General features: G+C 72.5%; 11 protein-coding genes. 5 read left to right on the forward strand and 6 right to left on the reverse strand.

Annotation, left to right across the window (positions count from 1 at the left end; genetic code table 11):
- The first annotated feature begins 88 nt into the window (after nt 1-88).
- Nucleotides 89-481 (forward strand): VOC family protein, encoded by a 393-nt coding sequence (locus L0H79_RS05820; RefSeq protein ID WP_301483624.1) that lies wholly within the window; start codon nt 89-91, stop codon nt 479-481.
- Between the two features lie 134 nt (nt 482-615).
- On the forward strand, nt 616-1,251 hold the full coding sequence (locus L0H79_RS05825) for a peroxiredoxin (protein WP_301483625.1): 636 nt from the start codon (nt 616-618) through the stop codon (nt 1,249-1,251).
- Between the two features lie 31 nt (nt 1,252-1,282).
- On the opposite strand, the gene L0H79_RS05830 is transcribed toward L0H79_RS05825, so the two are convergent.
- Complete coding sequence (locus L0H79_RS05830; protein WP_301483626.1) at nt 1,283-2,599, reverse strand: S8/S53 family peptidase; 1,317 nt, start codon at nt 2,597-2,599, stop codon at nt 1,283-1,285.
- 169 nt (nt 2,600-2,768) lie between these two features.
- On the opposite strand from L0H79_RS05830, the gene L0H79_RS05835 reads away from it, so the two are divergent.
- A complete protein-coding gene (locus L0H79_RS05835; protein WP_301483627.1) occupies nt 2,769-5,426 on the forward strand; it encodes a CHAT domain-containing protein in 2,658 nt (885 codons plus the stop codon).
- Between the two features lie 69 nt (nt 5,427-5,495).
- On the opposite strand, the gene L0H79_RS05840 is transcribed toward L0H79_RS05835, so the two are convergent.
- Entirely contained in the window at nt 5,496-5,975 is a 480-nt protein-coding gene (locus L0H79_RS05840) for a carboxypeptidase regulatory-like domain-containing protein (RefSeq protein ID WP_301483628.1), read from the reverse strand.
- The gene (locus tag L0H79_RS05845) at nt 5,975-6,559 is read right to left on the reverse strand and encodes an RNA polymerase sigma factor (protein ID WP_301483629.1); all 585 of its coding nucleotides are present in this window, start codon (nt 6,557-6,559) and stop codon (nt 5,975-5,977) included. Before L0H79_RS05845 ends, L0H79_RS05840 begins: the two co-directional genes overlap by 1 nt.
- Nucleotides 6,560-6,827: 268 nt before the next feature.
- On the opposite strand from L0H79_RS05845, the gene L0H79_RS05850 reads away from it, so the two are divergent.
- Both L0H79_RS05850 and L0H79_RS05855 read left to right on the forward strand, forming a co-directional pair.
- Complete coding sequence (locus L0H79_RS05850; RefSeq protein ID WP_301483630.1) at nt 6,828-7,103, forward strand: WXG100 family type VII secretion target; 276 nt, start codon at nt 6,828-6,830, stop codon at nt 7,101-7,103.
- Between the two features lie 87 nt (nt 7,104-7,190).
- Complete coding sequence (locus L0H79_RS05855) at nt 7,191-7,502, forward strand: WXG100 family type VII secretion target (RefSeq protein WP_301483631.1); 312 nt, start codon at nt 7,191-7,193, stop codon at nt 7,500-7,502.
- 77 nt (nt 7,503-7,579) lie between these two features.
- Here L0H79_RS05855 and L0H79_RS05860 read toward each other — a convergent pair whose 3' ends face one another.
- The 3 genes from L0H79_RS05860 to L0H79_RS05870 are packed head-to-tail and all read right to left on the reverse strand — an operon-like array spanning nt 7,580 to nt 15,782.
- Nucleotides 7,580-12,046, reverse strand: coding sequence for an FtsK/SpoIIIE domain-containing protein (locus L0H79_RS05860; protein ID WP_301483632.1), 4,467 nt, complete (start codon nt 12,044-12,046; stop codon nt 7,580-7,582).
- Nucleotides 12,043-14,409 carry a transglutaminase-like domain-containing protein gene (locus L0H79_RS05865; RefSeq protein ID WP_301483633.1) on the reverse strand — a complete coding sequence of 789 codons (2,367 nt, stop codon included), beginning with the start codon at nt 14,407-14,409 and terminating at the stop codon, nt 12,043-12,045. Before L0H79_RS05865 ends, L0H79_RS05860 begins: the two co-directional genes overlap by 4 nt.
- Nucleotides 14,406-15,782: a DUF58 domain-containing protein gene (locus L0H79_RS05870; protein WP_301483634.1), complete on the reverse strand. Its 1,377-nt coding sequence runs from the start codon at nt 15,780-15,782 to the stop codon at nt 14,406-14,408. Before L0H79_RS05870 ends, L0H79_RS05865 begins: the two co-directional genes overlap by 4 nt.
- Nucleotides 15,783-15,784 lie beyond the last annotated feature (2 nt).

Consider the following 15,784-nt stretch of genomic DNA (forward strand, 5'->3'; position numbering starts at 1 on the left):
GGCGTCGACCGACCGGGCGGCGGGGGGAGCGGACGCGCGGACGCCCTACGGGGGGAGCGGTGTCGGTGCCCGGCGTCACAATGGGCGGATGATCGATCACTTCGGCATCAACTGCGCCGACCTCGACGCGGCCAAGACCTTCTACGACACGGTGCTCGGCACCCTCGGCTACACCCGGCAGATGGACGTCGGCGTCGCTGTCGGATACGGCGGCGACGGCAAGCCCGAGTTCTGGATCAGCCGGTTCGAGGACATGGGGCCAAACCGCGAGGTCCACGTGGCGTTCTCGGCACCCGACCCCGCGACCGTCCGCGCCTTCCACGAGGCTGCCGTGCGGCTCGGTGCGGAGAGCCTGCATGCGCCGCGGATGTGGCCGGAGTACCACGCGCACTACTACGGCGCGTTCGTCCGCGACCCCGACGGCAACAACGTCGAGGCCGTGTGCCACACCGCGGTCGAGGGGACCGACCCCTCGCTCTGACGCGCCGTCGAACGACCACCAGCGCTCCGCGTCACAGTATTTGGACACCCATAACACGTTGCTATGACTTGGTACCAGAATGGCGACGGTCGTGCGGCGCCGCTCCGGGCGCCCCCACCCCGAGAGGAACCACCATGAGCGCACCGCGGCTGGGCGAGATCGCCCCCGACTTCACCGCCGAGACGACCGAGGGCACCCTTGCCTTCCACGACTGGAAGGGCGACAGCTGGGCGGTGCTCTTCAGCCACCCGGCCGACTTCACACCGGTGTGCACGACCGAGCTCGGCCGGGTCGCGACCCTCGAGACCGAGTGGGAGCGGCGCGGCGTCAAGGTCCTCGCGGTCTCGGTCGACCCTCTCGAGAGTCACGAGGCGTGGAAGGGCGACATCGCCGAGGTCGCCGGCTCCGAGGTCGGCTACCCGATCATCGCCGACCAGTCGCGGGCCGTCTCCGAGCTCTACGACATGATCCACCCCGGCGAGGGTGACACGTCCGGCGTGCGGTCGGTCTTCGTCATCGACCGGTCGCACACCGTGCGCCTGACCCTGACCTACCCCAAGAGCGTCGGGCGCAACTTCGGCGAGATCCTGCGCGCCATCGACGCGCTGCAGACCACCGACCGTGGCCCCTACTCGACGCCGGCCGACTGGCGCAAGGGTGAGCGCATCATCGTCGCCCCCACCATCTCGACGGTCGAGGCCAAGGAGCGGTTCGGTGACGTCGAGGAGCTGACCCCCTATCTGCGCTACGCCACCGAGCCGGCGGGCTGAACCTCGAGCCCGAGGCGCGGTCGCGACGAGGTCACAGCACCGGAGGGTCGCCCATACCCGGCTCGAGGACCTTGCCTACGCCAGGTCGGGCGTTGGCCAGCGCCTCCACGAGCAGGGCGTCGGCGGCCTGCCGCGCGCTCTCCCCGCTCCACGTCATCCGGGCCGCGACGAGCCCCGAGACCAGTGGGGTGGAGAACGAGGTGCCGCTCCAGTTCGCCAGGCCCGGGATGAAGTTGGCCTGCTGTCCCTGCAGCGGCGGCTCCTCGTAGGTGTAGACCCCCTTGGGGTAGGCGTTGACGACATCGGAGCCGCGGGCGTAGACGTCGACCCAGCTGCCGTGGTTGCTGTATCCCGCGCGGCTGCCGTCGGCGTCGAGGGCGCCCACGGAGACGGCCCACGGGAAGGCGGCCGGCCAGAACGGGCCCCGGTCGCCGTCGTTGCCCGCGGCGGCGACCAGGACGGTGCCCTTGATGTGACGCAGGCGCGTCTCCCAGAAGACGAGCAGCGACAGCAACGGCCAGCCGCCCCGGGTCCGGGTGCCCGCGGACATCGAGATGATGTCGGGCATCCTCTCGAGCACCTCCCCGAGGTCGTGCGACAGCTCGCTCTCGAGCACCGCACCACCGACGATCATGAGCGCGTCGACGTCGACCTCGGAGGCGGGAGCCATCGTGCGCAGCACACCGGCGACGAAGGTGCCGTGGCCCGTGTAGTGCCCGATGTCGCTCGGCTCGGGCTGCCCGGTCACCCCGGTCAGCCACGCATGCTCGGCCACCACGTGCGCCAGCAGCCCGGTGTCGACGACGGACACCCGCACGCCGGCGCCGTCGGAGACCGGGTCGGGGTTGATCCCCGGCACGGGGGCTCCGGCCGACGGGAGCGGCTCGGTGGCCGGGCAGCAGCTCGACGTCGTGATGTGCAGCACGTGGTCCGGGGTGGCGACCCCGACGCCGAGCATGGCATCGAGTCGGTCGAGGACCTCCGCAGTGCTGCCGAGCTTGTCAGCGGGGATCTCGATGACGTGCAGCCCGGCTATCGCCTTGCCTCCGGCCTCCCCCGCCTCGCCCGTCTTGTCATGGTGCTCCAGGCCCAGTGCGTCGTAGACCCGGTCCGCGTCGGCGTCGCGGGTCAGGATGGTGCCCTCCCGGTAGAGGTAGATCGCCTCCTCCAACGGGCGGTCCGGCGGATAGGCACGTACGGTGATGCCGATGCCGTCGAATGCCTTGATGATCAGCTCGAGCTGCACCGCCTTGCGCCTGTCGCCCAGGGCCTCGTTGCCCGGCTCCCACCAGCGGACGTCCACGTCCTCGGGGAGTTTCCGCGTGCTCTTGTCGTCGTCCGTGGTCATGTGAACCTTCAGGTCGCTCGATAGGGGTGGGACTGACATGACGTCGAACGTGCATCCGGGACTCGCGGGCCCGCAGCCCCGAAGGCGACGCCGAGTCGCTGTCGACTCTGGCATCTCCAGCGCACAACCGCACGCCGAAACCGATCCAGGGGCCGAGCCCGACTCGGGTATGCCGCTCAGCGCAGACCCTGCCGAGGCTCTCCTGCCGCTCGCGATCGGCGACCCCGGGGCAGCGCTCGCCGCCGCCGAGAGACTCCTCGGTGACTCCCACGACCCGTACGACCGGTCCGTCGCACACCAGAGCATCGCCGTCGTCGAGCGCGACCGTGGCCGACTGGTCGATGCGGTCGCGCACGGTTTCGCCGCGCTGCGCCAGGCCCGCCGTGTCGAGGGGGAGCGGCAGGGCGAGCGCGAGGCGGACGTGCTCGCCACGCTCGGCGCCGTCCTGGCCTACGCCGGCCGCACCAACGATGCGCTGCGCCGCTTCGCCGCGGCGATCCCGCTCACCCCGCCGCACCGACTCCCCCGGTTGCTGCACCGCCGCGCGCACATCCTCGGCCTGCTCGCACGCTACGACGAAGCCCTGGGCGACCTCGACCGCGCGGTCGCCGGCAGTCACGCTCTCGGCGACGCGCTCTGGGAGGGCCGGTCCCTGGTCAACCGCAGCGACGTCCGCCTGGCCCGGGGCGAGACCTCGGCTGCGGAGGAGGACGCGCGCCGCGCCGAGGAGCTCCTCACGAGCATCGGCCAGCAGTTCGAGGCGGTACAGGCGGTGCACAACCGGGCCCTGGCCGCCCACCAGCGCGGCGACCTGCCCACGGCGCTGGCCCTGCTCGACGCCGCCACGCAACGGTACCTCGCGCTCGGCAACGTCCGGGACGACCTGGTCACCGACCGGATGGAGATGCTGCTCACCGCCGGACTCGTCGAAGAGGCCCGCGCGCTCGGCGCACGCACCCTCGAACGGACCGACCTGGCTCCGGTCCGGCATGCCGAGCTGCTGCTCGCGACCGCCCGGGCCGCCCTGGCCCGCGGCGACCTCGACGACGCGGGGTCGTGGGCCGGCGAGGCGGCCCGGCGCTTCAGGGCCCAGCGGCGGTCCGGATGGGCCGACCGGGCCGGCCTGCTACGCCTGCGGGTGCACTATCTGGCGGCTCAGGAGCCCGGCCCAGGGCGAGGGTCGACCCGGCCCCGCACCGGGAGGTTGCTGCGCGAGTCGCGAGCCCTCACCGGCTCACTGCGTGCGGCTCACAGCATCGACCTGCCGGTCGCGCTGGTGCTGCACGGGCAGATCGCCCTGGCTGCGTGGCGGGCCGAGGAGGCTCAGAGCAGTCTTGAGGAGGCCGCGGCGACGCGGCGGCACGGTCCCCCGCTCACCCGAGCGGCAGGGTGGCTCGCCGCCGCACTGCTCGCCGAGCAGCGCGACGACACGCGCTCGCTGAGCACGGCCTGCCGGCGAGGCCTGGACGCGGTCGACGAGCACCGCAGCCAGCTCGGCGACCTCGAGCTGAGGGCCCTCGCCAGTGGTCACGGCAGCGAGCTGGCCAGGTTGGGGATCAGTGCCGCGGCCCGGGCCGGTCGGCCGCGACGGCTGCTCTGGTGGAGCGAGCGCTGGCGCGCCACCGCCCTGTCGGGCGGCGCGGAACCGATCGATGACCCGGGGCTGCGTCAGGACCTCGCCGCCCTGCGCGATGTCGCCCGCCGGCTCGACGCGCTCGATGACGGCGATCCCGCGTGGCCAGGTCTGCTCCGGCAGCGCACGAGCCTCGAGGCCGCGATCCGCAGCGCCCACCGGCACCAGCGGGCCGAGAACGGCACCGGCCGCCACGGTGGGGTGGGCGTCGAGCTCCGCGAGGTCTTCGCCGGGCTCGGCGACGACGGCCTGCTCGTGAGCCTCGTCGCCGACCGGGACACGCTGCACCTGCTGACCGCGTCCCGCGGAAGGGTCCGCCACGAGGTCGTCGGCTCTCTCGCGGCCGCGCAACGGGAGGCCGAGTTCGCACGGTTCACACTGCGCCGGGCCGCGCTCGGCCGGCGGGTCGACCTGGCCGCCGCAGGCGCGCAGCTGCAACGGGTCGTCCTCGGGGCGCCACGAGCGGCGGGCCGGCGCTCGCCTCGGGTCGTCGTCGTCCCCCCGGCCGACCTGCTGACCGTCCCGTGGGGGTTGCTGCCCGCCTTCGCGGACTCCGTCCTGACGGTCAGCCCGTCGATCGGACAGTGGTTGCGCGCCGGCCGGGACCGGAGCCACCCCACCGGCCCTGGCGGCCCTCGCGACGGGGACCACGTCGCGCTCGTGACCGGGCCGGGCCTGACGACGCGCGAGCAGGAGGTCACCGGGCTGGGCCGCATCCATCCCGACGCGCTCGTGCTGCGCCCGGAGGAGGCCACGGCGGCGGCGGCCCTCGAGGCGCTCGAGGGCGCCTCGCTCGCGCACATCGCCGCGCACGGCACTTTTCGGGCCGACGCCCCCCTCTTCTCGGCGCTCCAGATGGCAGACGGCCCGCTCACCGTCCACGACCTGCAGGGACTGCGGCATCCGCCGCGGACGCTCGTGCTGTCGGCGTGCGACTCGGGCGGTGCCGCACCGATCAGCTCGTACGAGGCCTTGGGGCTGGTCTCGAGCCTGCTCGGGATGGGTACCCGTGCAGTCCTGGCCACCGTCGTGCCGGTCAACGACGAGGCCTGCCTGTCGGTCATGTCCGACGTGCACACGGCGACTCGCGTCCACGGCTCCCTCGCCGAGGGCTGGCTGGCCGCGCGGCAGGGGGCCGCGGGTGACATCCTGCGCGCGGCCACGGCTGCCGCCTTCACCGCCTGGGGTGCATGAGCACCTCGACCAACGCTGCGCGACACCGAGTGGTCAGCGGTCGTCAGCCCGCGTCATCAGCCCGTGTCGTCAGCCTGCTTCGAACCACCCCGTGGACAGCACCCGCTCGCCACCCTTCTCGAGGACGAGGCGCACCAGCCCGAGCGGCACCCGGTCCACCACGAACCGGCCCCGATCGAGGTCGACGGTCACCGACGACGAGGCGGTCTCGAGCACGATGTGCCCGTCGGGCAGCAGCCCCGGATCGCCGGTGTCGGTGACGACACCGACGGCCTGGGCGAAGTCGCCGCGTCGGGTCACCTCGACGTCGATCGACACGTCGTCGTGCTCGAAGAAGTGCACGCGCGAGGAGGCCAGCCCGGCCCGGAGCACGCCCTGCGGCACCGGCACGTCCAGCATGGTCATCAGCTCGGCGTCGACGTGGTGCAGCATGAACGCCGCCTTGCCCATCTCGACGACATCCGGGGGCACCGGGTCGACGATCTCGACGATCGCGTGGAGCCGGTCGAGGATCGCCGCATCGTCAGGGTGCAGCTCGTGCTCAGCCATCATGATCTCCCCCCTGGCTCGAAGACATAGCCGGAGCCGGCGACCGCTTCGCGCAGCGTTCGCAGGCAGCGCATCCGGGTCGGCCCGATCGACCCGACCGGGATGTCCAGTGCCTGCGACACGGCGCTGTAGCTGGGCCGGTCGCAGACCATGAGGACTCGCAACAGCCGTTGGCACCGTTGGGACAGCTGCGCGAAGCACGACCACAGCTGCGCGTCCTGCTCGTCACCGAGCAGCGCCGTGTCGAGCCCGATCGCCTCCACGTCGACCGCCCGCCCGGCGAGGTCCTCGTCGCGGACGAGGTGCTCGCGGCCCCGGCGGCGCAGCACGCTGAGGGACTCGTAGCGGGCAGTGGTGGCGAGCCAGCCGGCCAGCGCCTCCGGTCGCTCGATGCGGCCCAGGTTGTCGAGCAGGCGCAGCCAAGTGTTCTGGACCACGTCGGCGGCATCCGACTGATCCAGTCGATGGGCGCGCGCGACGCCCCAGAGCAAGGACGAGAAGCGCGCCACGATGACCGACCAGGCATTCTCGTCGCCGCCGGAGGCGGCGGCCACCAGCTCGGTGAGACCGCTAGGTTCGCCCATGCCACGCCCCTTCTCAGGCTGCACAGTGTAGAACTCACGCCCTACAGACGCGCGGCAAGGCTCGCCAGATACCCCCGTGCCGGCGGCAGGGCGACTGGCACCTGAACCCTGGCCGCCCAAGGGCCAAGGGGAGTGCTCCCCATCGACACCCCCAGGGGCCCCCTCCTAGGTTTCGAGGTGCCGCCGCACGGCACGACAGGGACAGGCCTTCGCGAGGTTGGTCCGGATCACATCCCGATCCGTCGGGAGAAACGACAAGGAGAAGGCCATGGCTTGGCTCGGCATGAACGACGACGAGGTCCACGCGCAGGGGAATGTCCTGCACCAGCAGGCGGAGTCGATCCAGCAGCTCGTCAGCAAGGTCGACCAGGAGGTCGAGTCGCTCAAGGCCAGCTGGCAGGGTGAGGACTCCCGTCAGTTCGAGCAGGAGTGGACCGGCACCCACCGCCCTGAGCTGCAGAAGGCGCAGAAGCTCCTCGAGGACATGAAGGTCACGATCGACCACGAGGTGCAGCAGCAGCGCAGCACGTCGTCCCAGTACTGATCGACGGACTACTGATCGACGGACCGGACAGGTTCGTTCTCCTCAACCGACAGCTTCACGGCACGAGCGTTTCGAAAGGGTTGCATCATGGCGGTTTACAAGAAGGGCATGAACACCGAGGCGGTCTCGGCCTCCGGTGACAAGCTCGTCGCCTACAAGGGCGAGATCGACGGCATCGTCGAGGCGGTCACCAGTGCCGTCAACACGATCAAGAGCAACTGGGGCGGCCACGACGCCGACCAGTTCCACTCCGACTGGAGCTCGCAGCGACAGGTCGTCTCCACCGCGGGCGACAAGCTCGACGCGATGGGCAAGAAGTGCAAGGTCAACGCCGACGCCCAGCAGCAGGCTTCGGGTGCCGCCGGTGGCGGTGGCGGCCGGGCTCCGCAGGCCATCTGAGCTGCCGCGAGGCAGGCGCGTTCCGCGCGCCACCTCCGGCCACACCGGATCGGCCGGAACCGACAGCTGGGCGAGGGTCAGGGCAGGGCGACCTGGACGAGCTCGAACCTGCCCTTCTCGACGGCGAAGCCGCGCCCCTCGGTCAGCTCGGCCCGGTTGAGTGCCGGAAGGTTCGTCTTGAAGACCGTGGGGCCCTCGTTGCCGTCCGGGTGCAGGGCCAGGCCGGACCGCGACGTCTTGAGCACCGCCTGCAGGCCGAAGTTCGACGAGAACCAGGGCGCCTCCCCCTCGGCCACGACGAACTGGTCGTTGTCGACGCACGCCTTGACGAGCGCCGTCAGCGCCGACTCCATCCCTCCTGCAGCGAGGTCGTCGACCCGCTCGATGAAGACGGCGCCCGGCCGGTCGACCCGGCCGGCGGCGAGGTCGGCTGCGAGCCGGTGGGCCAGCTTCGAGCCGGCCTCGCTCCCCACCGCCGTCTCGGACCAGATGCCAAGGTCGAGCAGCTCTGAGCCGCGTCGCGGGGTCATGAGGTAGAGCGCCACCGAGGAGCTGAACCGGTAGAGGCCCACGGCGATCGCAGCGACCGCCGTGGTGCGGCCGCTGCCCGAGGGCCCGGTGACGACGAAAGTCCCCCTGGGATCGAAGCCATGCGGCGCGAGGGTGGACGACGCCATACCGAGCACCGGGCGTCCGGCGACCTCGGGCGGCAGGTCGCCGACCGGGACGACCCCGGCCAGGCTCTCGATCGGCGGTGCAGGTGCGACCCCTGCCTTGCGCGTCGCCTCGCCGAAGGCCCTGATCGCGCGGGCCTGGACGGTGACGTCGCACGAGCCTCCGAGGACTGCGACCTGGACCTCCGAGCCGTTCATGAGGCCCCGCCCAGCAGGAGAGGCCATGCTCAGCACGTCGCCGGGCACGCCGAAGACGCTGTAGTCGTCGACGCTCGACATGCGCAGGATGACCCGGCCCTGGACGGCAGCGGCGAGGTTTGTGGGCAGCCCGGTGCGCTGGTCGGAGGCGATGACCAGGTGGACCCCGACGGGCCGGCCGTCAGCGGCGATCCCGGCGAGCACGTCGAGCCACTGGAACCGGCCGCCCACCTCGTACGCCTGACGGAACGCCGTCATCCCGTCGATGAGCACGAGGATGCGCGCCTCGTCGGGGCAGCCGGCGAGGCGGCGGTAGTCGGTGACCGTCCCGGCGCTGACCGTCGAGTACCGCACGGCCCGCTCGTCGATCGTCGATCGCAGCATCCGCAGCAGCCGGGTGACTCGCTCGTGGTCCCCACCGGGCACGATCGAGCCGACGTGTGGCAGCGCTTCGAGCATCGCGAGCCCCCGGCTGCCGAAGTCGAGCCCGTAGACCTGGCACGGCCCGCCGCGCACGGTGTAGCCGGCAGCGACGGCGACGGTCCGCAGGAACACCGACTTGCCGGTCCCGGACGCGCCGTAGACGGCGAGGTTGCCCTCCTTGTCGGGGCGGAAGGCGACCTCTGGTTGGGACTGGTGGTCCGGATCGTCGCCCACCCCGAAGACGAGCAGGTCATCGCGGCGATCGGTCGGCAACGTGGCAAGGTCGTAGACGGCCTGCAGGTCGGGCAGCCACGGCTTGCGCGGCGCGGGCAGCCGTGCCGCTCGGGCGGCGGCGCCGATCGTCGCGACGAGCCGCTGGATGTCGGTCGGCCCGAGGTCGGGTTCCTCCCGCGCGGCGGCATCCTCGCGTCGCGGCTCCCACACGACGCTCGCGCCGAAGCTGAGTGTCTCGACCTTCATGTCCGGCGGCGGCGGCACCTCGGACGTCCATCCGCCGGCGTAGCCCGCCTGGAACGGCACGAGCCGCCCCGGACCGGTCTTGGACACCGCGCGGCCGGGCAGGGCCGGGTCGAAGTATGCCGCCTGCTTGCTGCCGAGCACGTCCTCGGAGTCGTTCTCGTCGGCCGTCCGCAGCGCCAGCCGCAGGTTGGTGTTGGCGCGCAGGTTGTCCCTGATCACGCCCGTGGGACGCTGTGTGGCGAGGATGAGGTGCAGCCCCAGGGAACGTCCCCGCTGTGCCACGTTGACGACACCGTCGACGAACTCGGGCACCTCCTGGACGAGTGCGGCGAACTCGTCGACCACGATGACGAGCGCCGGTGGCGCCCCGACCTCCCCACGGCTCTCGAGCTCGACGAGGTCCTTCGCCTTGAACCGGGCCAGCAGGTGCTCGCGATGGCGCAGCTCGGCCGACAGGGAGGACAGCGCACGCCGCACCAGATGGGGTGACAGGTCCGTGACGAGGCCGACGGTGTGAGGCAGTCTCATACAGTCGCGGAACGCCGAGCCACCCTTGTAGTCGACGAGCAGGAAGGTGACCCGCTGGGGGGAGTGAGCCGCCGCCATACCGAGGATCCAGGCCTGGAGCAGCTCCGACTTGCCGGACCCGGTCGTGCCGCCGACGAGCGCGTGGGGGCCGTCGGTGCGCAGGTCGACGGCGTACGTGCCCTGGCTCGACTGGCCGACCACGGCACGCAGGCTCCCGGCGCGCCGGGGCAGGACGGTGGGAGCACGTGGACCGGTGAGGATCGAGCGGGCCTCGCTCCACCGCTCGAGAACTGCCTCGGGCGAGCCGGCCAGCTCCGTGCCCATGAGCGTGACCAGGGAGACCGCGCCAGGCAGGTCGCTTGCGTCGTCGACGGGCACGCCGGCATCGACGACGGGGGCCAGCTGTCGCGCCGCCGCCATGGCCTCCTCCCGCGAGACCCGGTCGACCGTCACCGGTTGGACCGACTCGCCCTCGTGGACGTAGCCCGCCCGGGACGACTCGTCGCCCCCGACGACGAGGAAGGTCTGGCAGGCCGAGGGCAGCAGTTCCTGCGCCTCGGCGAGCCACAGCACGATGATGCCGGCGCGAGCCCCGCGCTCGGCCAGCGAGACGAGCCGGCTCCGGTCGATCGGGGCGTCGCTCTCCACGAGGACGAGCACCGTGGGACGGCCCGTCGCGCCCTGGGCCACGCCACCGCCGCTCATGCCGCTGCCGCTCGTGCCGACACCGCCCGCGGCGCCGTGCCCGGTCACGGTGTGGTCTCCCCGCACGCAGTCGACGAGGTCGTCGAGCGCATCGGCGAGGGCGGAGCAGCCCGGTTGTGAGGCGGCGAGGTGGTCGGCCCCGATCGGGCTGTGCGGTGAGCTCGTATGGGGCAGCCACTTGAGGAAGTCCCATTCCCGCGATGTCCCGCCGGACGCGAAGGCCGTCACGACGAGCTCAGCCGGCGAGTGGAGCGCGACGGCCTGCACGACGATCGAGCGGGCGGCAGCGAGTGCGCCCACTCGCGGCCCGCAGACCCCGATCGCGCCGGCCTCGAGCGGTGCCGCGACGACGGGGACCTCGGGCACGACCTCGAGACCGCTCAGCTCCTGCGACACCGCGAGCCAGGCCTCGGCCTTCGAGCGCCCCACCGACGGCATCGTGATCGTCGAGCGAGAGGGTCGGGTGCCCGTGCCGAGGCGCAGCTGGGCGTACCCGTCGCCGTCCCGGCGTCGGGTCCACAGCAGAGCACTGCGGTCGCGGATCGCCATGAGGCACTCGGCCGAGGCGGGGTGCTCGGCGCGTCGGGTCTCCCCCTCGAGCAGCAGCCGCGACTGGATCCGGTCCGAGAGGAGGGCGAGGTCGTCGCGGAAGTCGGCCATCGCCGCCGCGTAGTCCTTGCGCTGCTGGCGGCGGGCCTCGTAGTACGTGCCCGCCATCATGAGCGGCATCATCAGCATGAAGACGACGGAGTAGGGGCTCTTCGTCATCGCGAAGAGAATGATCCCCATCAGGAGCGGGACGATCATCGCGACGACCGGCATGGGGTTGGGCCTGCCGCGTTCGGGCAGCTCCGGCACGTGGAACTCCTCGCCGGCGTAGCGCGGAGCGACCCGCGGCGACCGTGAGAACGACACCGTCCCGCTGTCGCCCGAGAGCACGCCGCTGCCGGGTCGAGTGCCCGCGCTCGCCCCGTGGAGGGCGACCTCCAGCCCCGTGTCGCCGAGCCGTATGACGTCGCCGGGGCGCAGCTGGGAGCGGGAGACCTGCTGTCCGGCGACGGTGATGCCGTTGGCGGAGCCCAGGTCGACGATCTCGAGAACCTCCTGCACGACGAGCTTGGCGTGCCGGCGCGACACCGACTCGTCGCTCAGGTGGATCTCGCAGCCGCGACCCCGGCCGATGTAGGCCGCCCCCCGCGGAAGCTGGAACTCTCGTCCCGCGTCCGGGCCGGTCCGGATCCGCGCCACCGCGATCGGTCGGCCGCGGTCGACGAAGCCCTCCCCCGCGCGGGTCACCATGACCCGGTCGCCGGAGGTCAGGCCGCTCTCCGGAAGGGTCTCTCGCGGGTCGAGGCCGCGCATGCCCTGGTCGAGCAGGCTCAGCGTCATGGGCTCGCCGCTGCCGAGGACGGTCGAGCGGTACGGGTCGGCCCGGGCCAGGTAGGTGGCGAGATCGCCGACGGTGGTCGCCGAGTCGGTCGTCGCGACAAGGTCGGTCTCGCGGTCTCCCGTACGCAGGACGAACTTCAGCTTCACGCGTCACCCCGGAAGGTGCGTAGGGACAGGTCCGCCCGAACGCGCCGCCACCGGCTCCCGTGCTCGCGCAGACCTCTGCGCGCGGTGTCCACGTCCGCCCAGAAGGCGGCCACGTCCTCGGCGGTCGGTTGCGCGAGGTCGAACACGTGTGCGTCGGCGGACCGGGCGAGCGGGACGAGGGCGAGCGCCCGGCGCGGCTCGGCGCCCGCCTCGAGAGCAACCGCCTGCTCGAGGCGAGTTCCGTTGGTGGGCAGCGTGATCCGCAGGTCGTGCGCGGTTTCTACGATCTCGCGCCAGCCGCCGGTGACCGGGGTGGCCGGCGACCCGGAGGTGGGCCGGCGCGGGCGCCGGCTCGTCTTGGCGAGCCGGACGAGCCCGTACCCGAGCAGCGCGAGCAGGACCGGTCCGCCGACGAGCAGGGCGAGCCAGCGGAGCCAGACCGGCCAGTTGTCCGGGTCGAGCGGGTTGTCGTCGTCCTGCTTGGGCTGATGCAGCTGGGTCGCGTTCTGGGCCTGGTCCGGGCCCTGCAGGACGCTCGGCGGGTTCTGCGCGGCAGGAGGCGGCACCTGGACGCCGACCTTCTTCTCGTCCGACCTGCGGACGACCTGGTCGGGCTGCTTGTTGTGATCGGGCAGGAAGTACTTCGGCAGGACCGGTTGCCAGGACCCGCTCGAGGTGCGGACCTCGACCCAGGCGTGGACATCCTTGCCCTTGACGGCGCCGCTCGACTCCGGGATCGCACCGAGGACGATCCGGGCCGGGATGCCGAGCCGGTTCGCGGCCAGGGCGAGCGCTGCGGCGTACTGCTCGTCGTTGCCGGCGAGCTGGGTCGACTTGAAGAAGGTCGCCATCCGGGCCAGGGAGTGCCCCGGGAGGAAGACGTTCTGGTAGGTGCCCGGCGCACCCCCGTCGGTGTACGCGCCGTCCTGCAGTCCCTTGGCCATCGCGAGGAGCTGCGCCCACGGGTCGTCCGCCGACCTGGTCCACCGCTCGACGCGGTCCTCGAGGAAGGTCAGCGGTTGGGTGTCGACCAGGCTGCCGGAGTCGAGGTCGGCGTGCTTCGGCAGCGTGCTCGCGTGCTCCGGCAGCCGGGCCGTGAGCGTGTAGCGGTCGCCCGCCGCGAGCCGGACGGGCAGGACCCCCGTGTTCGTGTCGATGTTGAAGCGCAGGTCGCGGCGCAACGCGTCGGCCCGGGACCCGGCGAAGTCGAGACCGATGACGTCCCCGATCGTCGGGAGCCACACGTCGTCATAGCCGCCGGCCGGTACCGAGATCGTCGCGGTGACCTGCTCGCCCACCGCGTCGGGCGAGGCGATGTGGCGCCCGACCTTGCGGAAGCTCGAACCCTCACCCGCATCGCCCTCGTCGGCCAGGTTGCCCGCCCCCCAGACCATCCCGTCGTAGGAGTCGAGCGTCGCGAAGCGGATCGGCGTCCCGCCCCGCAGGCCCTGCACGGTCAGCAGCGTCCGGTCCCACAGCTTCGCGGGGTTCGGCTCCGTGTACTGCCGGAACCCGGCCAGCGGGCTCGGGTAGCGCGACACGTCGAAGGGCGGTAGGAGCCCCGTACGCAGCACCGTCCGGCCCCCGTCGTCCACCCCGGGCAGGTGCGGGCCGACGAGGAAGCCGCCCACCGTCGCGACGCCGAGCAGGGTCACGGTCGTGACCGCGCGGGTCGTGCGACCGGCGCCGTTCTGCAGCGGCGGGCGGTTGCGGTTGCTGCGCAGCGCCGCCCACCCGATCGCGACGAGGGCGAACAGTGCGCCCTGCAGCGCGAACGAGGCCGGGGTCAGCGTGCCGAGCGCGATCGAGGCGACGAGTAGGGCGATCGGGGCGACGAGCGCGACGGGCCCGCCCGGCCAGCGACGCGCGACGCCATACGTCAGCGCCGCCCCGACGAGCCCGAACAGGAAGGGCAGGGCCAGATAGGGTCCTTCGGAGTCCACCGGCGGCAGCGCCGTGAGCAGCTCCTTCCAGCCCGGCACCGCGGCGTGCACCAGGGTGCGTACGGTCGTCATGGAGGGCAGCACCCCGCCGATGAGGTCCTCGCGGACCGCGATCGGGCCGGCGAGCAGCAGGTAGGCCACGGCGACGGTGAGCGCGGTCAGCAGACCCGGCCACCGGAACGTCGCTGCGAGATGCGCGACGAGCAGGCCGAGGACGAGCCCCCCCAGGCCGACCCAGAGCCAGCCCGGGCCGTAGAAGGTGGTCCGGAAGCCGATCAGGGCGAGGATGACGAGAACTGCGCCGAACCCTGCGTCGAGAAGGTGCCGCACCCTGGGGCGGAGCCGGGTGAGGCCACCGCGGAGCCGCTCCGTCAGAGCCGGCCGGGCCACCCGAGGGGTCGCATCGCTTCGCCATGTCATCGAGTCACCCCCGCCGCCAGGAGCACCCGTAGCTGCTCGAGCCGAGCCAGGGTGAGGATGACCAGACCCCCGCCGTGCCGGATGCCGTGCGTCGAGCGCGGATCGATGACGACGACGACCTTGCCCACCTCAGGTGGGAACTGCGCGGCCGCGCGCTGGAGCTCGACGAAGGGCCGGTGGGGGCCGGTGACGATGAAGCACGTGCTCGTGTCGGGGGCCAGCTCGGCCGCCGCGAGCGCCGACGCGAGCAGGTCGACGGGGCTGGGCACCACGCGTGACATGGCGTCGAGGCCGACCTGCGGCGCGGTCCGGGCGGCATGCTGGTCGCCGCAGAGGACCGTGACGTCCTGCTCGTCGAGGGCGACCCGGACCATGATCGAGCTGCCCACGCAGATGGCGGTCTCGACGTCCGCGTCGACGGCGCTGGGAGCGTTTGCGGCGTGGATGTCGCGCTCGACCTCCTGCTCGGCGGCGCGTTCGGCCACCCGTCCCCCCCGGCCGTGCCCCGACGGGTACTGCTCGGGGTCAGGGTCGATGACGATGCACACGTGCGAGCGCCGCGTGTCGAGGAACTGGCGCACGAGCAGCTTGCCGGCCTTGGCCGAGGAGCGCCAGTGGATGTGACGGCGGTCGTCCCCTGGCTGGTACTCGCGCAGTGCGTGGAAGGCGAGGTCGCTCATCGACACGTCCTCGGTCGTGCTGCCCTCGAGGTCGCGCAGCAGGCCGGCCCCCAGCGACTCGAGAGCGACGGTGCTCGGATGGACGAACAGCTCGGTCTGCTCGGTCCACCGCAGGGTGCGGCGCAGCAGCCCCAGCGGGTCGCCCTGGACCGTCGTCGCCGGGCCGATCCGGATGACCCCGCGGCGGCTCGTCGGGACGACGAAGAGCTCCTCGTGGGAGGTGCCGGGAGGCAGTGGAGGCAGGACGAAGCGCGCCGCGGACAGTCCGACGGGTAGCTCGACCAGCAGGGGCAGCATCGGGGTGCGGCCCTCGTTGCGGACGACGACCCGACCAGTGGCCGGCTCTCCGACGACGACCCGCCGCGGGTCGGCCTCGGCATGGATCGTGACCCGGGTACGGCCCACGGCCAGCACGAGAGCGCCCACCACGAGGATGAGCGCTGCGGCGGCGGCGATGAGCAGCTCGGTCCAACCCCAGCGGGCACCGACGGCCCAGCACGTGACGCCGAGCCCGACGATGGTCCAGCCCAGCGGCGAGACCCACCCGAGCACGTCGGCGACGGGCCGCCACACCGGGCGGGCCCGGTCCGCGAGGCGGGCCGGCGTCGCGGTCGACGTCGCGCTCAGCGGCCCGGCGACTCGCCGGATCCCCCGGCTCGTCGTCGCCGCCACCCCGCTCAGCAGTGCTGTCACGG

Origin of the sequence: Intrasporangium sp. (assembly GCF_030452765.1) — a bacterium.
Taxonomy (GTDB): Bacteria; Actinomycetota; Actinomycetes; order Actinomycetales; family Dermatophilaceae; genus Intrasporangium_A.